Raw genomic sequence first — 25,285 nt, 5'->3', positions numbered from 1 at the left:
CTATTCATATAATAAAAATATTATTTAAATTTATTTCTATCAATTTCTATAGATTTTTCTAATATATACTCTTTTCCATATACAATAACTTTTATTGGTTTTCCCTTTAAATTTTCTATCTTAATTAAATTACTATATACATCAACATTGATATTATTATCTCTATAATTTAGATTGAAAGAATAATTTTTCCATTCTTGAGGTAACTTAGGTTCAAAAGATAGAGTTTCATTCCATGTTCTCATACCTGCAAATCCATGTACAATGGAAAGCCACGAGCCAGACATTGAAGTTATATGAAGACCATCATTAGTATCATTATTATAATTATCTAAATCAAGTCTAGCCGTTCTTGAGTATAATTCATAAGCTTTTTTTAAGTTATCTACTTCAGAAGCAATAATAGAATAAACACTAGAAGATAAAGAAGATTCATGTACAGTATATTTTTCATAAAAATCAAAGTTTCTCTTTTTCTCTTCTTTAGTAAATCTATTTCCAAAATAGTAAATTCCTTGTAATACATCTGCTTGTTTTATAAAGCAAGACCTAAGAATCTTATCCCAGGACCATTTTTGATTAAGAGGAAGATTCTCTTTTGGTAAATCTTTTACCTCTATAAATTCTTTATCTAAAAAATTATCATTTTGAACTATTATTTGTAAGTCTTCATCATATGGCAAATACATTTTATTTGATATTATTCTCCAGATTTCAATTTCCTCTCTACTTACATTATTTCTTTCAATACATTCGCTGTACTCTTTTTCTAACTTTAAGACATTTTCTACAGCGTATTCCAAACACCACTTAGCTATATAATTAGTATACCAATTATTATTGATATTGTTCTCGTATTCATTTGGGCCTGTAACTCCATGTATCATATACAAATCTTTTCTTGTAGATAAATGCACTCTACTAGCCCAAAACCTAGCCACCTCTACTATTACATCTATGCCCTTTTCTTTTATATATTCAAAATCACCTGTGTAATTTGTATAATTATATATTGCATATACTATACTTCCATTGCGATGAATTTCTTCAAATGTTATCTCCCATTCATTATGACATTCTACTCCATCAAAAGTAACCATTGGATATAGGGCTCCCTTAAGTCCAAGTTTTTTTGCATTATCTTTTGCTTGCTTTAGCTGATTGTATCTATATACTAAAAGATTTCTTGCTACACTCTTATCTGCTACACCTAAATATACTGGAAGACAATATGCTTCTGTATCCCAATAAGTAGCACCGCCATATTTTTCACCAGTAAATCCTTTTGGCCCTATATTTAATCTTGAATCTTCTCCATAATAAGTTGAGAATAGTTGAAATAGATTATATCTTATACCTTGTTGACTACTCTTATCCCCTTCTATCTTTACATCTGCGCTTTCCCATCTTTTATTCCACAATTTTGTATGTTCATTTAAGATATCTTCATAATTTTTAGATATTTCTACATTTAGGATATCCTCACATTTCTTTAATAACTCATTTTCACAATAATCTCTAGTAGAAGTTATTATTACATATTTTTCTATTCCAATAGTTTCATTTTCTAAAATATCCATTGTTATTGAATTTTCACAATAATTATCAGTATTTAAATAAGATATATCATCTACTTTACCTATTGTTTTAATATGCATCATTGCGCCTACTGTAAATATTGGTGTATTAAACGTATTTTCTTTTGTACGTGAAAGTATCCTTCCTCTATATTCTAAGGAGTTTGAAGAAACCGCATTCCAAAACTCTTCTTCGTAATTTGAATCTTCGTTTTTTATATTTGAATCTAAGTAGGGAATAAATTTTATTTTAGCGCTAGAATTCAAAGCTTTTATATCGTACTTTATTACAGCTAATTCCTTAACTGATATACTTAAAAATCTTGTTATATTAGCTTCAAATTTTTTACCATTAATATTAACAGTAAATTTACGATTTAAAATACCATTTTTCATATCTAATTCTCTATAAAAATTTTCAACATTACATTTTGCAAGGTCTAACTCTACATCATCTATGAAAATTCTTATCCCTATATAGTTAACTGAGTTAGGAATTTTACCAAAGTATTCTGGATATCCGTTTTTCCACCATCCAACACGAGTTTTATCAGGAAACCATACACCAGCTATATAAGAACCTCTATGGCTATCTCCACTATAGCTCTCCTCATAGTTTCCTCTCATACCCATATACCCATTACCCATACTCATTATAGACTCTGCTAATCTATTCTCTTTACTTTCAATCTTGTCTTGTATAATTTTCCACTCATTTATATTATCAAACAAACATTTCATATAACGCTCCTAACTATATACTTATTATACTCACTTAATATATACTTAAAATTTAATTGACTTGTTGAATTTACAAGTAAATTTGCTTTTTTTAGATTTTTATAATCTCCAACTCCAACAGAAAACATATTGGCTGAGTTTATAGCATCAATACCTGCACTTGCATCTTCTATACCTATACAATTTTTAGGATTTACACCAAGCCCCTTTGCTGACATGAGAAATATATCTGGATATGGTTTGTTGTTTTTACATTTTGATGCATCTGCTATGAAATCAAATTGGTCACTTATGCCCAGGTGTTTCAATACATTTGTAGCATTCTTACTTGCAGAAGACAATCCTATCTTTATATTATTAGATTTTATATCATCAAGTAAATTTTTTATACCTGGTAAAATATCATTTGAAGTTATCTTGTTTATTAAAGATACATAATAGTTATTTTTGTCTTCAGCCATTTTCATTTTTTCTTCTTCTGAAAATGAATCTTTTTTATATCCATATTCTAATATTTTATTTAATGATTCCATTCTACTTATACCCTTTAAAGACTCATTAAATTCCTTATCTATGTCTATACCAATCTCATCAGCTAGTTTTTTCCAAGCTAAATAATGATAATCTGCTGTATCTGTAATCACTCCATCTAAATCAAATATAAATGCTTCAAGCATTCCTATACCCCTTTCTCTATAAGGATTTTTTAGACTAATAATTAATTTATTTTGCGTCTATATCTCATATTTTAGATATTCTTTTATATTTTAAATATTCTTTATAGAACTATTCAATCTAATTCACTCTTTAATTCAAAACCCACATCTATTTCACTCTCTTGCACACCATATCTTTTTATCACTCGAGAAAAATTTGACCACATCTTTCCAGAAAAAGCATTTAAATAATTTATATTGCAAATAAATTTGCCATCTTCAATTTCTTTCTTATATAGTTGTGGCCCCACTATATATACAGGAAACATAGCCCATGCTTTTTTCCCTTTGTATTTTTTTATAACTTTTGTATAGTTTTCATTCTTCATAATACATACTAAAAATACACATACAAACGGATTTTCTTCAACATCTATACCAAAAGAAAAAGATATATCTGTCCCAAACTCTTTTTCTATTTTACACAAATCCTCTTTAACCTGTTTTTCAAGTTTTCGTGAAGCTTCATTACAAAATTTTTTAATCTCACTGGATGGAATTGGAATCCAAAGTGGCATATCTGATATATAATCTATACTTTTATCATCAAATGGTAACTCTCTTCGCTTCATTTCAGCTATAGCAGACATATAATTTTTATCGGATATAAAAAAAGTTGCAATTTTATTATTATCCACATATATCTTAACTGGACATTCCTGCTTCTTATTATTTATTGAAATTCTAGTAATATCACAATATGAATACTCTTTTTCACTCCCTATACATTTACGAACTTTAATATTATATAAATCAAAACTAATATATTTTCTTGTATATTTGAGAATTGAAGTTAATCCATATATTGTAAGTGCAATAGTAATGACTAATATGTAATACTGCTTAATATATACACAAAATACACTTAATACAATCCCAATTGATAAAAATATCAAACCTAAAATTAAATTTACAATACTAGACTTTACTGTAACTATATATTCTTTATAGTCATTCATGTTTTCCCTTCCCTCTACTTATTCAGTAATTCTCCTTTTTACTAAATTACAAAATAATTAAAAACTTCAATATTCATTTTCATTTAAATACAAACTTTTCTTAACAAGTTTTATTACAAATCATCTGTATATAAAATTATACTTAATTCATTTATTATAATTAAAGATACTTTGTTTAAATAATATAAAAAGAATATAAAAAGTTATAGTTAATCTTAAATCAAGTACATTGTTACATTATTTTAAAATAATAAACTCGTATTTTTTTAATGTTATTTCTTTCTTTAAATCAATTATCTTTTCTTCATATAAATCTTTTACTTTTCTATTCATCAAATAATCTGGTAACTTTAAGATTGAATCTTTGGATGAATTATTTATTATTATTGTAATAGATTCTTTCTTTAATATAATTGTTCCATTTTCTTTATCTGCTAGTATCCACTCATTTGATACAGTTCTAAGCTCTCTATTTGATTTACGAAGTCTAATAATATTCTTCATAAAATCAAGTATATCTTTATTCCACTTTCCTTCATTCCATTCCATACATTTTCTTTGTCCTTCAGATACTGGACTTAGTTCTCCTTGCATTCCTATTTCATCACCATAGTATATACAAGGACTTCCTGATTGTATAAACATAAATAAATATGCAAGTTTAAATTTACCTATATTAGCATTTGCATAAGTCAATATTCTAGTAGTATCATGACTTCCAAGTAAATTAAAAATAACTTCATTGACTTGCATTGGATAGCTTACTATTACATCATTTATCATATATTTAAATTCTTCAGCATTTATCTCATTTGTACAAAAGAATTGTTTCATAGCTTCTGACATTAAATAATTCATAACTGAATCAAATTGGTCTCCCATCAACCATGGTAAACTTCCATGCCAAATTTCTCCCAATATGTATATATCAGGTTTTATTCTTTTAATCTCTTGTCTAAATTTTCGCCAGAAAACATGATCTACTTCATTTGATACATCCAATCTCCATGCATCTATATCAAATTCTTGTATCCAATACCTACCTACACTCAATAAGTATTCTATTACTTCTGAATTTTCTGTGTTAAGTTTCGGCATGTATTTTTCACACCCAAAAGTTTCATAAGGTATGTTTTTTTCATCTATTTCTTCTATTGGAGTATCAACTTTACTCATATCTTTTATATAAAACCAATCTTTATATCTCGAATTATCCTTATTTTTAACTACATCTTGCCACTGTTTAGAATAATATCCTATATGATTAAATACAGCATCCAACATTATTTTTATATTTCTTTTATGGGCTTCTTCTATTAGTTTTTTCAAAGTAGCTTTATCACCTAAGGTAGGGTCTATTTCCATGTAGTCCATCGTATCATATCTATGATTAGTTTTTCCAACTGTAATAGGACAAAAATAAATTCCATTTACCCCTAAATCACTCAAATAATCTAGGTGGTCTATTACACCTTGTAAATCTCCACCTGTAAAATTATCTCTTGTTGGAATAGCTCCCCATACATCTACTCCTTCTGGATTTATAGATGGATTTCCATTTGCAAATCTATCAGGAAATATCTGATACCAAACAGTTCCCTTTACCCAATTTGGGACTTTAGGTATATCTATATAATTCAAATATGGATATCCAAAAAAATTACTTATTTCACATAACTCTTTCTCATCATTTTCGCTTCCTAATTTTATTATCTTTTTTTCTGTAAATAAAATTTTTTCTTCTTTACCTTCTACTATAAATCCATATCTCGAACGTTTATTTAAAGGCTTACACTCAGCTATCCAATAATCAAATAATTCTGTTTCTACTTCTTTATTCATTGTTATATTTGTTCCGCCAGACCAACCAAGTCCAGATGCATTTAGATTTCCTCCTCCTGCACCTCCTTTGTCCCATACATATTGGTCACCTATCCTTAAAGTTACTCTTTTTGCCTCATTTTTTTTAGTTCTAATTCTTATATGTAATGTTTCTCTATCATAACCATAAGCATAGTTGCTCATTGGTATATGTAGTATAGCTTCTTTTGTTAAAGTTTGTTGAGTTGATTCTGTGATTTGATTGCTTAAAGTTATATTTTCTTTATTTTTATTAGACAACTTTATCCCTTCTTTCTAATAATTTGCATGATTTAAAGATAGGTTAATGTATTTAACTATTATATCATAATAAAAAGATATAATAGTTAAATATAATAGTAATAGTTTTCTAAGTTATAATAATCACTTTTATTAAAGTAATCTTATCTTTATTATTTTTTTTACAAAATAAAAACCTCTAGTATTTTCCTAGAGGATACAATATTATGCTATTAATTTTTATACTAACTTTTAAATTATTTAAAAAGACTATATATGTCATATTAGCTCTCTATGCTATATTATTAGATTTAACTTTTTCTATGTTTAAAAAATAAGTTTCTCTCTCTTTAAATAATGATACATATTTAAAATCAAGATACTTAAGCATATCATAAGCCACATCAAAATCTTTACATATGTCTTCTACTCTATGAGAGTCAGAACCTACAGTAACTATAAAGCCACCAAGTTCTCTATATCTTTTTAAGATATCTTCATTTGGATGTATGGCATTTAATCCATATCTATAACCAGATGTATTCAACTCTATTCCACTTCCATTATTGATTATTGACTTTAAAACTTCATCAATAATATCTTTAAAATCATTATATATTACTCTGTTATCTGAATATATCCCATATCTAGATATATAATCTAAATGCCCATATATATTATAATCTTTAAATTCATGATTAGTTTCAAGTATGCTATTAAAATATTTATAATATGCATCTTCTTTACTAAGTCCTTCAAAGTATTTTTTTGATGGAACAGGTACATTGTCAATTGTATGAGTTGAACATAATACAAAATCAAAAGGATGTGAATTTATTACATCTTCTATTTCATTTTTTAAATGTTTTCTATATCCTACTTCAACACCTAATAATAATTCTATATCATTTCTATACTTTTCTTTTAGTTTATTAAACACTGGGACATAGTTGTTATAATCTATACAAAATCCCTTCCCTTCATCATGTTCTAAATGGTCTGTAAAAGTTAAATATCTAACACCTATGCTTATAGCTTTTTTTATTGTATCTTCCATTGAATCCTTTCCATCACTTGAAAAATTAGTATGAATATGATTATCAATTAAATTCATATTATCCCTCCCTTTATTTTATCTATTTTAATTATACTACAGGTTTATTGTATACAATTGTTAAAAGAAAATGATAATGGTTAAATTTTATTTACAATACTTCCTCTTAAAGAAATCTTTTATTTTTACATAAAAAAGGAAGTATCTATCTTTTGATTTTAGAAAATCAATTCAGACACTTCCTTATTAATGTATTTTGCTTAATTTATCTTTTGAAAATTTGCATTTTTTTACAAATCTTAGTTGTTATATATCCAATCATATAAAAGGCGGCATAAAGTAAAACATAGACATATGCTGAATCATTTAAAAATATATACATTAATATTATATAAGTTATTAAAGATACTACAAGTGATAAAATCCAGTTGGTTTTACTCAGTACACAAACTATCCCTTGAATTAAAAAGGCAATTGGAAAAATTAAAACCATCCCTATTACAAAAATCCCTTTAGCATGAATATCTGGTATATTGAATATATCTGTAGCAAAAGTTAAAAACATCAATAACATTATTATTGTAGGAAATATAATACTAAAAACATTACTTTTTTTCATAATAAATTTTCCTTATTTGTAATTTTAAATTGACTATTTAATGAAACTCATTAAATATCACCATTAAATTAATAATTTAATTACTTTGTCGCCTCAATTTCTCCCATCATTCTAACTAAGTCTTGTCCATATTGACCACCAGCCCAATTATTAGAAAGACTTTCAACTGTTTTAGCTTTCCCAAACAAAGATTTTTCATGTCTAGGATCTACTGGATTTGAAAGTGGATAGCCCTCTTGTCCTGCATATAGACATAAATGTTGAATTTGAGCTAGTATTCCATCTTCCCAAGTATCAAATCTTGAGTGTGCATTTTTGTCAGTATCAGAACCACCAACAGAAGTCTTAAGTCCACAAGGATTCTTAAATGATGCATCTAATACTCCACCAAAATTACAGAAACCAGTTTCTTTTGCTGATTGAGCTACAGCTAAAACAGGATTTACACCTTCTTGAACAGCCGTATCATATAATATTGGTATCAATTCTATAAATAAATCATTGGCTTTTTTAGATTTTGCCCATTTTAAACAAGCTTCTAAGCTAGCTGTTGGTTTACCTAATATGCTTGTCTCATCTTTCATAGGTGAATCCCCTTTTGTAGATGAATCACCATTATTCTGTGCAGCAGAAACACACTTATTATATACACTATCGCTTATTGAGCCTAATCTAGTTATCTTATCTGCTCCTGCTAGTATGGATTTATCACTATCTTCTGATACTAATACAATTGGATTATCTTTAGCAATTGTAGAACCTGTAAGAGCATTTACTAAATCATATCCATCACTTAAATAAAATTCTGATGAATCTGGATAAAATTCTTTTATAACTTTTTTATTTGTATCATATCTATCTGAACCACCAAGTCTCTTAGAGTTAGTCTTGTTAACTAAACTAGTACTCATAGAAATACTTCCACCTACAGCATATGATTTTACATTATTTGTTGAAAAAGGAACACTTTTTCCATCTGTAAGTACTATAGGAGCTACATCTCTTACTGATACAGGTGCAGCACTTATAGTATCAGCCTCTCCTTTATATGCATTAGTTAATATAACTTCATCAACTTTTTTAATGCTACTTACTTCTTTGGCAACACTATAACTAGTCTTTATTCTATCATCTCCACCTAATCTAGTTACTTGTGCTCCTGTATTTTTCAGCTCAGTTTCTACTGACTTACTTATTGATAACTCTTTACCTATTATGTATATCTTTTTTACATTTTTTAATCTTTGTTTTGTTTCATTTGGTATGTTACTTTTTTGAGCAAGTAAAATCGGAGCATCTACAGCACCAGCAAGACCACTTGCTGAAAGACCATCTGCTATAGAACTATCCATATTTACTACAATTGCTGTATCATAACTCGTCTTATCTGCTATTAATCCAGCCGTCTCGTATATGTTCTTACCTTTAATGGTATCTGATGTTAATGCACTTACATTAGGTGCGTTCATTAGAAATATAGCTAATGTTAAACCTAATGCTAAAACTCTTTTAATTGTTCTCATATTCTTCCCCCTTGATATATCAAGTTTAATCCAAAAATGACTATAACATAGTAATACATCTACGCTATAGTCATTTATTATAATTTAATAATTATATGTTTCTTATTATATCATAAATTACAAAAAGTTTCCATAATATTAGATATATTATAGAAAAAATTTACATTTTAGTTACAATTTTCTATTTTTTAGTTCTAATACATACATATTTGGTAACAATTTGTAATAAAAGCTAGTAAATACACTTTATATTCATTTTAATATTATACAATAATGAAATTTATTGCATATAAAAATTTATTATAAATTATATAATACTTTCATTATTTAATAAATGTCTTGTGGAAATTAATAAAAAATATCTTTTATTGCTTTATTTAAATAAACGAAATATAATGTATTGCGTAGGATATGTGGATATGGATCATAGCAAAAAAAATCCCCAAAACCTATTGATAAGAAAACAAGAGGTGAAAAATATGAGTAAAATTTTAATTGTTGAAGATGACACACTACTAAGTGATATGATAAGTCGACTGCTATTACAAAATGGATATGAAGTAGTTTGTGCTTATTCAGGGAGTGAAGTACTTTTAATATTAGAAAAACAAAATTTTGATTTAATCTTACTTGATTTAATGTTACCAGGAATTCCAGGTGAAACTGTGCTAAATCATATAAAAAATAAATCAGATATTCCAATTATAGGTGTATCTGCCAAAACAGATATTGAAAGCAAAGTAAACTTAATGAGAAATGGTGCAGACGATTACATAACAAAGCCATTTGACAATCAAGAATTATTGATACGTATAGAAACTGTATTGCGTCGTTACAAGAAATCTGTTCTTTATGAAGATATTTTACGATTCAAAGATTTATCCCTTAATACAACTACAATGGAAGTAAAAATTGGTGAAACTCCCCTGCTACTTACAAAATACGAATATTTGATTTTACAACTACTTATTTCTGCTCCTAATAAAGTTTTCACCAAGAATAATATCTTTGAGAATGTTTGGAATGATAATTTTATTGGAGATGACAATTCAATCAATGTTCATATTGGAAATCTTCGTAAAAAATTTTCAAAGATAAATCCAAACGAACAGTATATTCAAACTGTTTGGGGATTGGGTTTCAAAATGCATGTCTAATCCTTAAAAACTTATAAATAAATTTATGTTATTTTAGTAAGATATAATACACAAGAAAGGAGACAATCATTTGAGTCTTGCATTGGAAGTAAAAAACTTATCATATATTTTCTCAAACGGAACTGGTGTAAAAGACCTATCTTTTCAGATAAAACGTGGAGAAATTTATGTTTTATATGGTTGTCATATTACAGGAAAAACAGTATTACTTCAAACCTTGATTGGAACAATCATTCCACAAAGTGGGACAATTAAGTTATTTGAAAATTCAAACTATAATCAAGAAAAAAGCAGAGTCGGATATGTTCCACAAGAACCTTTTTTTATAGGAAAAATGACAATTTCTGAAATGCTTAACTATTTTGCTCTATCATTTGGTATATTAAAGTGTAAATTTGAAAAAGTTCTTGAATTGGACTTAAACGAAAATCGAGCTGTTTGCCATTTACCTTTGTCTGTACAACGCCTTGTAAATTTAGGTATTGCTCTTTTAGGAAAACCAGATTTTATATTGATGGATGAGCCTTTTTCTGGATTGGATGCTCATGAAAGTGACCATTTACTATCCATCATTTCCGCTCTAAATAAAGATAGAAATATTACATTTTTATTGACAGACCAACATTACAATACAGCTTCTCAAATTGCTTCAAAGTATGGTGTACTTGCGAATGGAAAGATATTAGCTGAATTAACACCATCAGAATTAACCAAAAGGTGTGATAGGTGTGTTAAAATTCGAACACCACAACTATTTAAAGCAATTCCCATATTGCAAAAAGAATTTTCTCAATATGAAATTTTGGATGATGATTTAGTTCGTGTATTTTGTCCTTTGTCGTATTCTTCCAAAATCAATACTCTATTAGTATCAGCAGGTGTTGAAGTATCTGAAATTTGGATTGCAGGAATGAATCCTCAGGAATATTTATCAAAAATAGCAGGAGGTGAAAGTATTGATTAAAATCATTCAAAGTGAATTTTACCGCATTCGAAAAAGTCGCTTGTTTTTTTATTGTTTACTGTTATCTGCATTTTTTATGCTTTCTCTTGCTCTAACCTTTCACTATGACACAGTGAAAGTGCCAACTAAAATGAACATACAAGCAACTGTATCACTAAATAAATTTACAGAGTTTTTATTTTCTGACTATAGTTTAATTTTTCCTTTAACTTTATTTCTTGGATTATACTTTACAGAGGATTACCATAGGGGTACTTATGCCATTTTGCTTTCAAAAGGAATCTCACGTACTAGCCTATTTTATGGAAAATTAGTTGCATCATGGATTGGGACACTACTTTACACTATAGTAAGTTTTTTAGTAGCGTATTTGTTTATCCTATCACTATGGATAAAGCAACCGCAAATTGAATATTCTATCCCCTTGATTATTGGGTACTTACTATTACAAATACTATGTTTTCTTGGATATACCACATTTATCTGTTTAATAAGCTGTTTATTTCGTTTTCGTGCCATTGTGATTGTAATAAACTTTTGCCTGCTAGGAACTTTGTACTTATATCTTACAAAGATTAGTACCGCACTAGATTTAAATTATTCACTTTATCAATATTGGATTGTTGGACTATCTCACAAAATGAAGATAAATTTATACATTTATCAATTACCTAAGATTTTACTAACAATCACTTCATACATTTTTATTCCAGCTACTCTTTCTTTTTTACTATATCAAAAATCAGATTTACGAAAATTAGAAAGACGGTGATTATATGATAATATTATGCATTTTTCTAATATTAGTGTGTTTGTATCTAATAAGCAAACTGGTCATCCAAAAACAACAAGTGAAGCAAATCAAAAAACAGATAGATTTTATTTATACACGCGATACACAAGTTGAAATAACCTTAGAAAAGACTGACCATGATATACAAGAATTAGCAATTAGTATTAATAATCTTTTAGAAAAGTATAGACATATAGGAGAACAGATTGAACGAAAGGATTCCTTATTTCGAGACACAATCACAAGCCTTTCCCATGATTTGCGTACCCCACTTGCAACAGCAAGTGGATATATACAGCTATTAGAGCAAGAGTTGTCTATAAAACAGCGAGAATATATAGGAATTGCTAGTGAGCGTATTACTGCTGTAAAACAATTACTTGACCAGCTGTTTGAATTCGCACGTATTGAAGCAAACGAATTAAAATTACAAAATCAGAGTATTGATATAAATAGCATTTTGCGTGATGTTCTGGCAACTTATTATAGTGATTTTGAGAAAAAAGCAACTATACCACAAATTGATATTCCAAATGAGCCAGCTATTGTCTGGGCAGATAAATATGCTTTATGTCGTGTATTTTCGAATATATCCTATAATGCCTTAATTCATGGTGATGGTAAATATAAGATAAGTTCTACAACAAACAATCACCAATGCTACATAACCATTTCTAATCATTCAAAAACAATTCGTCAAGAAGATTTACCACACTTATTTGACCGTTTTTATACAACAGATAAATCACGTTCAAAAAAAACAACAGGGCTAGGATTGGCAATCGCACATAAATTAACCTTGCAAATGGGTGGTAAAATTTCAGCACACTTGCATAACGAAATATTTGAAATCTGTATCTCCTTTCCTGTCCAAACTTTATGATTTTGGAGGGCTATATTATTTGCCCTCTTTTTATATCTTTAGACTTTCCTTAGACTTTTCTTAAAAAAAATTTAAACTTTTTTGATAAGATAAGAGCCAAGGAGGTGAAAAAATGATTTCTACAATTACTTTAGTGATTTCCATGATTGCGCTCGCTGTTTGTATGTTAGCAGCACTCAATTGTATTCTTAAATATGGTTTAAAAGGACTAAAGGAGAAGGGAAAACTACTTGGCATTACATTTTTTATTTATGTAGTAACCTTTCTTATTTTCTTAATTACACAATAATGGAGGTTCTAAATGTTACAAATCAAAAATGTTAATCTGAATATAAATGGCTCCACTATACTTCACAATATCAATCTTACATTGGAACAAGGTAAAATATACGGCATTTTAGGTCCAAATGGTTCAGGCAAAACAACGCTGTTCAAATCATTATTGGGGCTTACTGCCTTTTCAGGGGAAATCCTTTGTGATAACAAACCTGTTTCAAATCGACAGATTGGAAGTCTTATTGAATATCCATCCTTTTATCCTAAATTGACAGTAGAAGAAAATCTTCTATTGCATACTAGCTATTTAGAAATAAAGAATCCAGATATTAAGACTACTCTAGAACAAGTAAATTTATGGAATGACAAGGAAAAACTATTCTCACAACTTTCTCTTGGCATGAAGCAGAGACTTGCTATAGCTCGTGCATTTTTAGGAGATACAAAATATCTACTTTTAGATGAGCCTACAAATGGTCTCGACCCTATGGGTATAAAAGAAATTCATTTGCTTTTGAAAAATACTCTAAAATCTCCAAAACGTTGTATTTTAGTATCCAGCCACAACCTTACTGAAATTGCAACTATTGCAGATAGTATTATCTTCATCCATAGTGGTCAGGTTGTAAAAATTATGAACAATGATTTTGACAAAAAAGAACTAGAATCTATATATGAAACTATTATGACTTGTTCTAAAAAGGAGAAGATATAATGATAACCTTAATTAAAAATGAATTTTTCAAACTAAAAAGAGAATGGTTTATATTATTCCTTCTGCTCTTATCACTAATCCCTGTATTGACTGGTGGCGCTGGAGCTCTTTTCAATAACAGCACGAATACAATTCAGGATTTGTTCTTTTTTATGAATAATCAATTTGCCATGTTTTTTCCGATAGTGAATTTTATTCTTGTAGGTTCACTTTTCTATCAAGAATACAAAAACAAGACATACATTAACTGGATAAGCTACGGATATTCAAAATCAAAGTTGTTCTTTTCAAAAATTATGGTATCATTTATCATTGGTATATTATTTGCTATTACATTGCTCTTTCTATTTGCTGTACTGATTGTTATTTTACAGTTAATGAGAAAAATAACAATCAATATTTCACTGTTTCTTTCTTTGATGTTCGGTTTTGCTCTTGAAACCCTTATTATTGTATTTATAACTACCTGTACAGGAGCAATCGTAATAAATCTAAGCAGAAATATTATTGTGACAAGCGTAGTAGGTATGATTTATAGCTTTGTTTCCTGCTTCTTCATAGGTATGGAAAAAGGCTTTATTGTTCCTGGTGGTTTTGCCTACCGAGTATCTATGTATTTTTCGGATAAAACAACTTATTATGATATGCCTGTTCAAGCTACAATAGGTGGTTGCATTAGTACAATCATAGTTTTTATTGTCTTATTATTTATCAGTTTATATATATTCACACATAAAAGAAAAATAGAAAACTAATCCTTCTTCATGACATTAAAATAGAAAATTTTAGATATGAAAAGTCAAGAAAAGCCACAAAGCTCTAGAATTTAACTTCTTCCACTAATTTCATCTGTTATTAACGATTTAGAAATATACATTGCTTTTATTATATTTCTAAATCGTTTGTAATTAGTAGTACCCTCTGCAAATTTTGACTGTGCTTTTTCACATTTATTGATACTTGAAGATACAGGTCGTAGTGCTTCTATTAATTCTTCTTTTGTATATTTATCTATTATATTTTCATTTGTTATTAATGATTTAGAAATATACATTGCTTTTATCCTATTCTTAAGGAGTGAGTGTTGAGAAGTCCCTTCCATAAACTTTAGTTGCGCTTTTTCACATCTACTAATAACTGAAGATACAAATCTCAGTGTTTCTACCAATTCTTCTTTTGTATATTTATCTATAGTATTTCACCTCAAATTCTAATTTATTATTGTATACCTTAATTTATTTTAATATTTTTTCATCCTATTATAACATATTTTTAGTGCTATTCTAATATATAATGTGATATATTTTAATTAATGGTATTTTCGAACTTAATCAAATATTATTCTATTATAAGGTCATAGTATATATATGAAAATACATAAAAATACTTAACTTTTTTAAGGAGATCTCCGATGAGCAACAAACAAGGTTCTAACATAAAAGATGTAAAAATTAAAAATAAGTTAATAATACTGAAACTACTTTCTACAAATACTCCTATGTCTAGAGTTGATTTGGCTAAATCTACAGGTCTTACTAAAATGACTTTGTCAAACCTAGTCACTGAGCTTATTAATGAAAACATGATTAGAGAGATAGAATCATCAACTTTAAATGCACATTCATCAGGTCGTAAACCTATTTTATTAGACATTTCTAATATATCTCCTTGTGTTTGTGGAATTTTAATAAGAAGAAATATTTGTAAGGTAGTCATTGCAGATTTAAAAGGCAATATTGTCAAACAACTTTTTGAAACTTACCCTAAATGTCTGTCAAATGATGTTTTAAAAGATATAATAAAGCGAATGTTTACTAAAATAATGAAAAATAACAAAAGGGATGTAATTGGAATTGGGATTTCTTCAATAGGTCCTGTAGATAATATAAATGGTATAATATTAAATCCTCCAGACTTTGGAAATGTATCAAACCTAAACATAGTAAGTTTTATAGGAGAAATATCTGATTTACCTATATTTTTGATAAATGATGCTAATGCAGGTGCTTTGGCTGAAAAAATGTATGGCCTAGGTAAGGATATTCCAAATTATATATATTTACATATAATGAACGGAATTGGAGCTGGTTTAGTATTAGAAAATAAACTTCACACTGGTAATTTAGGTCAAAGTGGTGAAATAGGACATACTTCTATTAATTTTAGTGGTCCAGTATGTAGTTGTGGCAATAATGGATGTCTAGACTATTATACAAGTGTGAGTAAGTTAATTAAAAGAATTGAATCGTTAAGTCATATTTATCCAGATTCTCCACTAATTAATTGTAAAGATTTTTCTCTAGTCAAGTTAATAGATGAAGCCAACAACAAGGACAATCTTGGTATGTTTTTACTTGATGAATTTTGTACATACATATCATATGCATTAGTAAATACACTGACATTAATTGATTGTAGTTCTATAATAATAGGTTATGACTTTAATATCCCTGGTACATTTATAGAAAATACATTATTGAAAAAATTGACTGCTTCAGCAAGTTTTTCTAAATATAAAAAAATAAATGTAAAACATTCAAATTTTGGAGCAAATGCACCACTAATTGGCTCTGTAGCCATAGTAAGCTATAATTTTTTTAATGGTAGTATAAATTTTGATTAAATATATAAAATATTTAATCTCTTTTATTGAATATTTTTCCATTTAATATTATTATATCTTATAAGAACGTTTAAAATTTGGAGGTATAAAAATGATTTCAGCTAAAATGGAAAAATTACTTAATGAACAGATTAACCATGAATTATATTCTGCATATCTTTACCTTTCTATGTCTTCTTATCTTGAAGCAGAAGGACTTAAAGGATTTTCTAATTGGTTTTATGTTCAATATAAAGAAGAAACAGACCATGCTATGTATTTCTACAAGTATTTACATAATGTAGGAGGAAAGGTTCAGCTTGATGCTATACCAATGCCAGATGCAGACTTCACTTCTGCAATGGATATTCTTGAACGTACATTAGCTCATGAACAAAAGGTTACTGCTTTAATAAACAATCTAGCTGCTGTAGCAAACTCTGAAGCAGACTTTAGAACTTCTCAGTTCTTACTTTGGTTTATATCTGAACAAGCAGAAGAAGAGACAACTTGCGAAGACAATATAAAACGTGTTAAACTTGCTGGAGAAGGTGGGTTATTCTTTGTAGACCAAGAATTGGCTACTCGTACATATTCAGCACCAACAAATCCACCTGTAACAATATAAAAATATTAACTTTAAAATTTTTAGTATAATATATAGGGTGTTTTAATGAAAATCAAGATTGATTCTATTCATTAAAACACCCTTTATAATTTGTCTTATATATAGTATTTTATTTTTTATACATTACTATTTTATAACCATATTTAAGGCTCTATTTTTAACTTAAAGTATTCTATAATTAAATGTGGGGTGACTAAAAATCACAATCTATAAATTAGTGTGATTTTTAGTCGGTACTTTGATTATGGTTGAATACCAAAACTTGTTAACTATTTATATTTAACTATTAAAGCGTCTACTGCACATACGCCTTTTCCATTAGGGTATACAAATACAGGATTTAAATCTATTTCCTTAACCTCATCCTTGTTTTCATACGCATATTTACCTAATTTAACCATCATATCTGCAAGAGCATCAACATCACAAGGTTCGCTACCTCTGTATCCATTTAAAAGCTTAAATGATTTTAATTTTTTAAGCATCATTATAGCTTCATCGTGATTTATAGCTAATGGATATAAAGTAGTATCTTTAAATACTTCTACAAATACTCCACCTAAACCAACTAATAGCATTGGTCCAAATTGGTCATCATTAGTTATACCAATAATTATTTCTATTCCACTTTCAACCATTTCTTGAACCAATATACCATCAATCTTGGCATTTGGTTTTGCTTCTTTTACATTAGTTAAAATCTCATTATATGCACTTACTGCCTCTTCTCTATTATTAATTCCTACTTTAACTCCTCCAACATCAGATTTGTGTAATATCTCTGAAGAGTTTATTTTTAGGACAACAGGATAGTTGATGTACTTCAAAATTTCATCTAATTCATCAATACTTTTTGCAATACCTTGACCTGGAACTGGTACTCCATATTTCTTCATTTCAATTTTACTATCTAATTCTGATAAGGCTACTACATTATTTGAGTCTCTTTTCTTAACAGCTTCAAAATCTAAAGTCCTCTTTGAATAATCATAATCTACAAATTTAGCCATTTTATTGAAACAAGTAAATGTAGTCCCAACTGATGACATTATAGGTACTTGGCTATTTTCTAATCTAGCCCTATAATTTAGATATCTATTTCCTTCAAGTGTAGGAACTGCAAATACAGGCTTCTTTAAGCCTTTTTCTCTAGCTTCACTTACAGCTTGACAAAGAGTCTCATGCATTTCATTTTCTTCATCTCTTATATTTGCACCTATCATAGTAAATCCAACACTATCATCTTTATCAAATGTGTGTAATAAACCTACTATCATATCTTTTTCATGAAATAATGCAGTAGTAGCATCTAATGGATTTTTAGGTGTTGCAAATCCTGGAAGATATTTTTTCATCTCTTCTTTAGTTTCAGCAGATATTTCTGCAAGTTCTACACAATTTTCTTCTGCTAAATCTGCGCAAATAGTGTTTTCTCCACCTGAGAAGTTTATTGCTGCAAAATTAGAACTTTTAGGTAAATTACCATCTAAGACACTAAAAGCCTGAGCTAAACTCATAAATTGTTCTAAATTCTCTACAGAAATTACTCCATACTTTTCAAAAATACTCTCAAAAGCTTTACTTGAACCAGCTAAGTTTCCTGTATGAGAAGCAGCTGATATAGCTCCTTTTTCTGACCTTCCTGATTTCAAGATTATTACTGGTTTTCTTTTTTGAGCTGCTTTTTTTAATGCATTTATAAATTTTTGAGGATTTTTTAGTCCCTCAAGATAAATAGCTATTACTGATGCATAATCATCATCTACAAGGAAGTCTACTGCATCTTCTAGTGTAACTATATTTCCATTTCCTGTTGAAAAACCATAAGATATATTAAAATAATCACTTGAAACAATTTCTGCAGTTATAAATCCACTCTGCCCTACAATTCCTATACCTGGTTTTTTAGTATCCAAATCCCACTTAGAACCACCAGCCCATAGATTAACTTTATCTATGCAGTTTAGTAATCCCATACAGTTTGGACCTAATATTTTCATATCATATGTATTAGATATTTCTATAAGTTGATTTTCTAAATCTACTCCATCTTCTGTTCCTTCTTCTGCAAATCCACTAGCATATACCACTGCTGCCTTTGTTCCTAATTCTCCAGAATCTTTTAACACAGATGGAACTACATTTCTAGGTGTACATACTACCACACAGTCTACAACTTCTGGAACTTCTTGTATTGTCTTATAGCATTTTCTTCCAAATAATTCTTCTCTTTTTGGATTTACATAATATACTCTATCTGTATCTTTACTTTTTACTATGCTAAGTGCTGCACTTCTACCAAAGCCAAGTTTATCAGTAACTCCTACTATAGCAATACTCTTTGGTCTAATAAGTTTTTCCAAACTCATAAATTCACTCTCCTATATATTTATAGTTGTGATTTTAAGTGAATTCTATCTCAAGATAAAGCTTCTCTTGACACTTAAGATTTGTTAAATCTTGAGATGAATCACTTAAGATAAGGGTAATTTATTAAATGGCGTTATTATAGCCTTCCATGAATGCTGCTTCATTTTGAATATTAAATTTGCCTTTTCCTTTTTCCTCAAAGAAATCACACATAGTTTTTATAGCTAATTCTTTCTCAAACAATCCTGTTTTTGCAATCAATGCTCCAAGAACTACTACATTTGCTGCTTTTGGATTGTTTGCCCTTTGAGCTAATTCCTGACAATTTATTTTAACTACATTTACATCTTCTCTTAATACTATATTTTCATCTATAGCAGACGTATTAATAACTACTGTTCCTCCTTCTTTTACTAAATTTATATAATCTAAGGATGGCTTATTCATTGCTACTAAAACATCTATTTCTTCCATGTCAGGTCCACCTATACTCTCATCAGAAAACTTAACCACACTATATGCTTTTCCACCTCTCATAGTTGGACCATATGCTGGCATCCAAGTAACTTGTTTTCCTAATTCAAGTGCTGATTCAGCTACAATTAAACCTAAAGTTAAGACTCCTTGACCACCAAATCCTGCAAATACTAACTCTTTTTCCATAACTATTCACCATCCCTTTGCTTAAATTCGCCAAGAGCATAATATGGCACTATTTCTTCTTCCATCCACTGGATAGATTTTTCTAATGATACACCCCAATTGGTTGGGCAAGGTGCTAATATTTCAACCAATGAATATCCCTCTCCATTTAATTGAGCTTCTATAGCATTTTTTATATATTTTTTTAGATTAATTATTTCTTTTGGGCTATGAACTGAGCCTCTCGCTACATAGGCTACATCAAAGTAATTTGCCACCATTTCAGGAACTTTCAATGGACTACCAGTAGTTTTTATATCTCTTCCATTTACACTTGTTGTTGTAACTTGACCTGGCATAGTAGTCCATGACATTTGACCACCAGTCATTGCAAAGTTATTGTTATTTATTACAAATACAGTTACATTATGATTTCTATACGCAGTATTTAATGTTTCAGAAAGACCTATAACATATGCATCTCCATCACCTTGATAAGTCATAACTAACATATCTGGTCGTGCTACTTTAACTCCTATAGCTGTAGATGAAGCTCTACCATGTGCAGTTTGCATCTTATCACCATTCCAGCTAAAATTCATATTACAAACACAGCCAACACCTAAAGTTAATACATGATTTTTTTCATATCCATTTTCTTCTATCACTTCTGCTATTATACGGTTTACTATTCCATGACCACAACCTGGGCAAAATTTGTTTGGTATTGAAACAATGCTAGGTGTTAATCTATCTGTAGCCATATTAGAACACCTCCTTAATTTCGCCAGATTTTATTTTGCTGTAAGTGTCCATTACTTGTAATGTTTTTGGTATATGATTTCCACTAAACAATCCATAAACAGGTACATTTTCTTTGCATATTTTCTTTGAAGCTAATGCAACATCCTCTACTAACTGACCTGTATCAGTTGATTCTACTGAGATAAATCCTTTTACATCTTTATTTACCTTTTCAAATGCTTTATATGGAAAAGGCCACACTGTTATTGGTCTTATTATTCCAACTTTTTCTCCTTGCTCTCTAAGTCTTCTAACAGCATTCATAGTTGTTCTTGATGGTATCCCGAACGCTACAAACACATATTCTGCATCTTCAACTTGATAATCTTCCCATTGTTGTTCATTTTCAGTTATTCTCATACGCTTTTCCATACAAAAAGCTGGTTTTTGGTTATCTGGAACTTTTGCATGGTCTCTATTGCTTCCATCATAAGTCCAACCTAAGTCTTCTTCTCTCTTCTTGAACTCTGGAAACTCTACTGGTTCCATCATTTGACCCAAAGCTGCTTCTGTCAAAATTTCAACAGGCACTCTGTATTTCTCCGCTACATCAAATGAGTTATACATTAAATCTACAGTTTCTTGAATACTATTTGGTGCATAAACTATTAAATGATAATCTCCATTTCCTCCCCCTCTAGTATCTCTTAAATAATCTGTTTGTGCTGAATCTAGTGAACCAAGGCCAGGCCCCCATCTTTGTACATTTACAATTACGCAAGGGTAGTGATTTGCACATAAATATGAGATTCCTTCTTGTTTTAAAGATATTCCTGGTCCTGAAGAACTAGTCATAGACCTCATTCCACTTGCATATGCTCCATATACCATGTATATAGCAGCCATTTCATTTTCAGATTGTATAAAAGTTCTTCCAAGTTCAGACATTCTATGTGATAAAAACTCCATTACCTCTGTTTGTGGTGTGATTGGATATCCTGCATAAAATTCACAACCACCTCTTAGAGCTGCTTCTGCAATGGCGTGGTTCCCCTTCCACATTTTTTTCATATTCTCCCAACTCCTTTTAAGCCTCTTGACATGCTTCTTCTTTAATTATTTCAAATACATTATCTGGACATACTTGATAACAAATTCCACAAAGTATGCATTTGCTTTCATCGACTTCTACATGAGTATATCCTTCTGTGTTTATATTATCGGATATTTTTAATGCTCCTTTTTTACAAGATATAACGCAGTATTCACAACTTTTACATCTTTCTGCGTTTATTTTTAAACTCATAGTTACACCCCATTTCGTAATATTTCTATCTATTAGCTAATACTTGGTTCTTCCTTAAGATTTAATATTTCTTTTAAAACTGCTACAAATTTCTTGTTTTCTTCCATAGTTCCAATACTTACACGTGCATGTGTAGCATTTGGTCTTATTACAAATCCTCTTTGTTTTAAGTCTTCAAACAATTTAGGTATATCTGTTTTCATATCTACATAAAGGAAGTTTGATTGTGAATCTACAACATCAAATCCCATTTTTGTGAACTCATCTTTGAAGTAAGCCATTCCAGCTCTATTTAACTCATATGTTTTCTTTATAAATTCATCATCATCAAGTGCTGCTGTTGCTCCACTTATCGCAACACGATTAGCAGAGAAAGGTTCTTTTACTGTAAATAAAGTTCTTATTATCTCATCTTTAGCAATGCCATACCCTACTCTAAGCCCTGCAAGACCATATATTTTAGAGAAAGTTCTTGTCACTATAACATTGTAATTTTCTCTTACATATTTAAGCCCATCCACATAATTAGGTACTGTTAAAAATTCTATATATGCTTCATCCAATATAGTTATAATATTTTCAGGGACTTTCTTTAAAAATTCTTCCAATTCTTTATCATCTACGATTGTTCCTGTTGGATTATTAGGATTACATATACATATTAGTTTTGTTTTATCTGTAATCTTATCTAATATACCTTGTAAATCGTACTTATAATCCTCTGTTAAAGGTACTTCTACTGGTATTCCTTCATTTTTAACAGTTGCTGTTCTATAAGATGGGAATGTTGGGTCACAGTATATAACTTCATCTCCTCTATTTATAAAGGCTTCACCTATTAGTGTGATAACGTTATCCGCACCATTAGCAACAATGAAGTTTTCTGGTTTTAAATCCAATTTTTCAGCCAATTTTCTTCTAAGTTCATTAGCTTCTGGCTCTGGATAAAGTTGACCTTGTTTTAACATTTCAATCATAGCTTCCATTGCTTTTGGTGATGGTCCTAGAGGATTTTCATTTGAAGCTAGTTTTATTATTTCTTTTACACCATATTTTTCTTTTACTTTTTCTATTGGTTCACCTGGAACATATTGATGTAATTCTTTTACTGTATTTCTCAATAACTTTTCTATCATTTTTAAAAGCCCCCTCTGTATATGTATTTTCATTTATATAAACGCTACTGCGTCTACTTACTCTAACAACTAAACTCAGTCATTTACTCAAATTTTTTATTAAGCATTTCTTTGATTTAATTCTTCTCTTATTTGATTTAGTTTTTTATCACTTACTGGATATAAGATTGCTATAACAACAGCTATTATTAAAGGTATTGCCATAGAGTAAGAAATCATATTTATAAAACCTGTTTTAACTGCTGCTGTAACTACCATATCAGCTTGGTATCCCATTGAATTCATTAAAATTGTTCTTATAGTAGTCGCAAGTAATACACCTACTTGTATTGCAACTGGATATAGCGACATACTTAAACCTGGTAAATCTTTTCCTGATTTCCAATGTCCATAATCACAAGAACCAGCAAAGAAGTTAAGATTTATTATTGATACTACATTTGAGAAACCTCCACCAATTGCCAGTAGCATAGTTACACCTAAAGTTGTTCTCCCCCAAGGAGTCCATGCAACTAACAAGTGACATAATGCACATATAGAGAAAGAAATTATTGAAGCTAATTTTTGTTCTTTACAAATTCTTATAAATACTGGTGCGAAAAACATAAATCCTACACTTACCAAAGGCATTATTGCTAAAAATACTGCCAAACCACGTTCATCTTCTATTACATACTTAAAGTAATAAGGAGCTAAAGGTCCTAGCCCTATAGATCTTATGCATATAAGAAACTCTAAACAGAATGCCATCATAAGTGGTACATTAGTAAATAAAGCTTTTAGCATTTCACTTGCTTTAATTTTTGGTTTTTCTTCTTTTTGAAGTACTTCAGCTTCTGCTCCAGACTTTATTATCTCTGTTGAAGAAAACCAAAATACTAGAAGACATCCTACTGCAAAGAATAGATAAGTACCTAAATAACCCATTCCTTCTCCACCTAGTACATCTGCAAATAAAACTAATAATAACGGATATGAAAAACCTACTAAAAATTTTCCAACTTCTTTGAATATATTTGTAGTAGTTGAACCTATAACTCTGTCTCTAGGTGTTTTAGTAACCACAGGGTAAATAGCATATATTATAGTGAAAACTACTTGTTGAGCACAAGATGCTATTAACAACAATGCTGTCATTAAAGGTAAAAGTAATGTTGGACTTATTTTCATTAATGGAACTATGAAAAATACTCCATATGTTACTGCTAATGCTGCAGGTGCATACCTAAGCCAAGGATAATATTTTCCTTTTTTAAATGGTTGTTTGTCAAATACTGTACCTGTTATAGGAGCTATAGCCATTTTTATGAAAGATTGTACAATTTGCATACCACCTGCCATAATTACCCCAAGCTTTGCTACATCAGTTAAAAATATGTTTGTTACTGTTGATACAAAGTAGCCTATAAAATTATATGCCAAATTTATAGAACCTGAGTAAGTGTATACTGCTCTCTTTTTAGGGTCTCTCATATCATCTCTAAAATTTGATATAAGGTTTCCTTTTGGTTTGCTTTCTTGACTACTCACATCTACCCCTCCTTAATATAATTTATCCTTTATTTTATTATTCACGTATAATAATTTAAATCCCAAACTCTACTTTATGCTTTCTATAATTCGAATCAAATTTTTATATGTGTATAATTTTAATTTAATTATATTCTTAAAATTCATAATTGTCAAACACTTTTTAGTTTTATTTTTTTATTACTTAAATGAACTAAAAAGACATTTATACTTAATTTAAATCTATATTTTTATTAATATATGCATCTAT

At 29.1% G+C, this 25,285-nt stretch carries 23 protein-coding genes; 8 read left to right on the top strand and 15 right to left on the bottom strand.

Annotated features, from left to right (window positions below):
• Positions 1-20 precede the first annotated feature (20 nt).
• The 7 genes from KGF50_RS11800 to KGF50_RS11770 form a co-directional block, all read right to left on the bottom strand.
• A complete protein-coding gene (locus KGF50_RS11800) occupies positions 21-2,318 on the bottom strand; it encodes a glycoside hydrolase family 65 protein (protein ID WP_227848227.1) in 2,298 nt (765 codons plus the stop codon).
• Positions 2,315-2,995: a beta-phosphoglucomutase gene (gene pgmB, locus KGF50_RS11795; RefSeq protein ID WP_227841560.1), complete on the bottom strand. Its 681-nt coding sequence runs from the start codon at positions 2,993-2,995 to the stop codon at positions 2,315-2,317. Before pgmB ends, KGF50_RS11800 begins: the two co-directional genes overlap by 4 nt.
• 113 nt (positions 2,996-3,108) lie before the next feature.
• Positions 3,109-3,993, bottom strand: a complete 885-nt coding sequence (locus KGF50_RS11790; protein WP_227848226.1) for a hypothetical protein — start codon at positions 3,991-3,993, stop codon at positions 3,109-3,111.
• A gap of 237 nt (positions 3,994-4,230) precedes the next feature.
• Positions 4,231-6,114, bottom strand: a complete 1,884-nt coding sequence (locus KGF50_RS11785) for a glycoside hydrolase family 13 protein (protein ID WP_227848225.1) — start codon at positions 6,112-6,114, stop codon at positions 4,231-4,233.
• A 271-nt stretch (positions 6,115-6,385) separates the two neighbouring features.
• Positions 6,386-7,207, bottom strand: a complete 822-nt coding sequence (locus KGF50_RS11780) for a histidinol-phosphatase HisJ family protein (protein ID WP_227848224.1) — start codon at positions 7,205-7,207, stop codon at positions 6,386-6,388.
• A 205-nt stretch (positions 7,208-7,412) separates the two neighbouring features.
• Positions 7,413-7,766, bottom strand: coding sequence for a hypothetical protein (locus KGF50_RS11775; protein ID WP_227848223.1), 354 nt, complete (start codon positions 7,764-7,766; stop codon positions 7,413-7,415).
• Positions 7,767-7,846: 80 nt separating this feature from the next.
• Positions 7,847-9,289 carry a cell wall-binding repeat-containing protein gene (locus KGF50_RS11770; protein ID WP_227848222.1) on the bottom strand — a complete coding sequence of 481 codons (1,443 nt, stop codon included), beginning with the start codon at positions 9,287-9,289 and terminating at the stop codon, positions 7,847-7,849.
• A 479-nt stretch (positions 9,290-9,768) separates the two neighbouring features.
• Here KGF50_RS11770 and KGF50_RS11765 point away from each other — a divergent pair, with 479 nt between their 5' ends.
• The 6 genes from KGF50_RS11765 (at position 9,769) to KGF50_RS11740 (ending at position 14,832) form a co-directional block, all read left to right on the top strand.
• Positions 9,769-10,446, top strand: coding sequence for a response regulator transcription factor (locus KGF50_RS11765; protein WP_227848221.1), 678 nt, complete (start codon positions 9,769-9,771; stop codon positions 10,444-10,446).
• A gap of 70 nt (positions 10,447-10,516) precedes the next feature.
• A complete protein-coding gene (locus tag KGF50_RS11760) occupies positions 10,517-11,410 on the top strand; it encodes an ABC transporter ATP-binding protein (protein WP_227848220.1) in 894 nt (297 codons plus the stop codon).
• Positions 11,403-12,182 (top strand): ABC transporter permease, encoded by a 780-nt coding sequence (locus KGF50_RS11755; RefSeq protein WP_227848219.1) that lies wholly within the window; start codon positions 11,403-11,405, stop codon positions 12,180-12,182. Before KGF50_RS11760 ends, KGF50_RS11755 begins: the two co-directional genes overlap by 8 nt.
• Positions 12,183-12,186: 4 nt before the next feature.
• Complete coding sequence (locus tag KGF50_RS11750; protein WP_227848218.1) at positions 12,187-13,086, top strand: sensor histidine kinase; 900 nt, start codon at positions 12,187-12,189, stop codon at positions 13,084-13,086.
• 301 nt (positions 13,087-13,387) lie between these two features.
• Positions 13,388-14,077, top strand: coding sequence for an ATP-binding cassette domain-containing protein (locus tag KGF50_RS11745; protein WP_227848217.1), 690 nt, complete (start codon positions 13,388-13,390; stop codon positions 14,075-14,077).
• Positions 14,077-14,832 (top strand): ABC transporter permease, encoded by a 756-nt coding sequence (locus KGF50_RS11740; RefSeq protein WP_227848216.1) that lies wholly within the window; start codon positions 14,077-14,079, stop codon positions 14,830-14,832. Before KGF50_RS11745 ends, KGF50_RS11740 begins: the two co-directional genes overlap by 1 nt.
• 71 nt (positions 14,833-14,903) lie before the next feature.
• Here the strand turns inward: KGF50_RS11740 and KGF50_RS11735 are convergent, their stop codons facing one another.
• The gene (locus KGF50_RS11735) at positions 14,904-15,245 is read right to left on the bottom strand and encodes a hypothetical protein (protein ID WP_255654908.1); all 342 of its coding nucleotides are present in this window, start codon (positions 15,243-15,245) and stop codon (positions 14,904-14,906) included.
• Positions 15,246-15,488: 243 nt separating this feature from the next.
• Between KGF50_RS11735 and KGF50_RS11730 the strand changes: the two genes are divergently transcribed.
• Positions 15,489-16,700 carry an ROK family transcriptional regulator gene (locus KGF50_RS11730; RefSeq protein WP_227848215.1) on the top strand — a complete coding sequence of 404 codons (1,212 nt, stop codon included), beginning with the start codon at positions 15,489-15,491 and terminating at the stop codon, positions 16,698-16,700.
• A 91-nt stretch (positions 16,701-16,791) separates the two neighbouring features.
• Positions 16,792-17,307 carry a ferritin gene (locus KGF50_RS11725; RefSeq protein ID WP_227848214.1) on the top strand — a complete coding sequence of 172 codons (516 nt, stop codon included), beginning with the start codon at positions 16,792-16,794 and terminating at the stop codon, positions 17,305-17,307.
• Between the two features lie 269 nt (positions 17,308-17,576).
• Here KGF50_RS11725 and KGF50_RS11720 read toward each other — a convergent pair whose 3' ends face one another.
• From KGF50_RS11720 to KGF50_RS11690, 7 genes are all read right to left on the bottom strand, one after another.
• A complete protein-coding gene (locus KGF50_RS11720; protein WP_227848213.1) occupies positions 17,577-19,676 on the bottom strand; it encodes an acetate--CoA ligase family protein in 2,100 nt (699 codons plus the stop codon).
• Between the two features lie 124 nt (positions 19,677-19,800).
• The gene (locus KGF50_RS11715) at positions 19,801-20,340 is read right to left on the bottom strand and encodes a 2-oxoacid:acceptor oxidoreductase family protein (RefSeq protein WP_227848212.1); all 540 of its coding nucleotides are present in this window, start codon (positions 20,338-20,340) and stop codon (positions 19,801-19,803) included.
• A 2-nt stretch (positions 20,341-20,342) separates the two neighbouring features.
• Positions 20,343-21,083 carry a thiamine pyrophosphate-dependent enzyme gene (locus KGF50_RS11710; RefSeq protein WP_227848211.1) on the bottom strand — a complete coding sequence of 247 codons (741 nt, stop codon included), beginning with the start codon at positions 21,081-21,083 and terminating at the stop codon, positions 20,343-20,345.
• A gap of 1 nt (position 21,084) precedes the next feature.
• Positions 21,085-22,134, bottom strand: coding sequence for a 3-methyl-2-oxobutanoate dehydrogenase subunit VorB (gene vorB / locus KGF50_RS11705; RefSeq protein ID WP_227434866.1), 1,050 nt, complete (start codon positions 22,132-22,134; stop codon positions 21,085-21,087).
• Positions 22,135-22,150: 16 nt separating this feature from the next.
• Positions 22,151-22,369 carry an indolepyruvate ferredoxin oxidoreductase subunit alpha gene (locus KGF50_RS11700; protein ID WP_227434869.1) on the bottom strand — a complete coding sequence of 73 codons (219 nt, stop codon included), beginning with the start codon at positions 22,367-22,369 and terminating at the stop codon, positions 22,151-22,153.
• A 32-nt stretch (positions 22,370-22,401) separates the two neighbouring features.
• Positions 22,402-23,505 carry a histidinol-phosphate transaminase gene (hisC, locus tag KGF50_RS11695; RefSeq protein ID WP_227848210.1) on the bottom strand — a complete coding sequence of 368 codons (1,104 nt, stop codon included), beginning with the start codon at positions 23,503-23,505 and terminating at the stop codon, positions 22,402-22,404.
• A 99-nt stretch (positions 23,506-23,604) separates the two neighbouring features.
• The gene (locus tag KGF50_RS11690) at positions 23,605-25,035 is read right to left on the bottom strand and encodes an MFS transporter (RefSeq protein ID WP_227848209.1); all 1,431 of its coding nucleotides are present in this window, start codon (positions 25,033-25,035) and stop codon (positions 23,605-23,607) included.
• Positions 25,036-25,285: the final 250 nt, after the last annotated feature.

The organism is Clostridioides sp. ZZV15-6598 (genome assembly GCF_020657705.1).
Classification (GTDB): Bacteria; Bacillota; Clostridia; order Peptostreptococcales; family Peptostreptococcaceae; genus Clostridioides; species Clostridioides difficile_F.
The sequence above is the reverse complement of the archived record's forward strand: the minus strand, read 5'-3'. Positions and strand labels throughout refer to the sequence as shown.

Bases quoted from the DNA above. Each gene is read 5' to 3' on its own strand.
- KGF50_RS11725 (WP_227848214.1), top strand. From the start codon at position 16,792: ATGATTTCAGCTAAAATGGAAAAATTACTTAATGAACAGATTAACCAT.
- KGF50_RS11740 (WP_227848216.1), top strand. From the start codon at position 14,077: ATGATAACCTTAATTAAAAATGAATTTTTCAAACTAAAAAGAGAATGG.
- KGF50_RS11780 (WP_227848224.1), bottom strand. From the start codon at position 7,207: ATGAATTTAATTGATAATCATATTCATACTAATTTTTCAAGTGATGGA.
- KGF50_RS11790 (WP_227848226.1), bottom strand. From the start codon at position 3,993: ATGAATGACTATAAAGAATATATAGTTACAGTAAAGTCTAGTATTGTA.
- KGF50_RS11800 (WP_227848227.1), bottom strand. From the start codon at position 2,318: ATGAAATGTTTGTTTGATAATATAAATGAGTGGAAAATTATACAAGAC.
- pgmB (WP_227841560.1), bottom strand. From the start codon at position 2,995: ATGCTTGAAGCATTTATATTTGATTTAGATGGAGTGATTACAGATACA.
- KGF50_RS11770 (WP_227848222.1), bottom strand. From the start codon at position 9,289: ATGAGAACAATTAAAAGAGTTTTAGCATTAGGTTTAACATTAGCTATA.
- KGF50_RS11730 (WP_227848215.1), top strand. From the start codon at position 15,489: ATGAGCAACAAACAAGGTTCTAACATAAAAGATGTAAAAATTAAAAAT.
- KGF50_RS11745 (WP_227848217.1), top strand. From the start codon at position 13,388: ATGTTACAAATCAAAAATGTTAATCTGAATATAAATGGCTCCACTATA.
- KGF50_RS11710 (WP_227848211.1), bottom strand. From the start codon at position 21,083: ATGGCTACAGATAGATTAACACCTAGCATTGTTTCAATACCAAACAAA.
- vorB (WP_227434866.1), bottom strand. From the start codon at position 22,134: ATGAAAAAAATGTGGAAGGGGAACCACGCCATTGCAGAAGCAGCTCTA.
- KGF50_RS11765 (WP_227848221.1), top strand. From the start codon at position 9,769: ATGAGTAAAATTTTAATTGTTGAAGATGACACACTACTAAGTGATATG.
- KGF50_RS11700 (WP_227434869.1), bottom strand. From the start codon at position 22,369: ATGAGTTTAAAAATAAACGCAGAAAGATGTAAAAGTTGTGAATACTGC.
- KGF50_RS11720 (WP_227848213.1), bottom strand. From the start codon at position 19,676: ATGAGTTTGGAAAAACTTATTAGACCAAAGAGTATTGCTATAGTAGGA.
- KGF50_RS11775 (WP_227848223.1), bottom strand. From the start codon at position 7,766: ATGAAAAAAAGTAATGTTTTTAGTATTATATTTCCTACAATAATAATG.
- KGF50_RS11750 (WP_227848218.1), top strand. From the start codon at position 12,187: ATGATAATATTATGCATTTTTCTAATATTAGTGTGTTTGTATCTAATA.
- KGF50_RS11715 (WP_227848212.1), bottom strand. From the start codon at position 20,340: ATGGAAAAAGAGTTAGTATTTGCAGGATTTGGTGGTCAAGGAGTCTTA.
- hisC (WP_227848210.1), bottom strand. From the start codon at position 23,505: ATGATAGAAAAGTTATTGAGAAATACAGTAAAAGAATTACATCAATAT.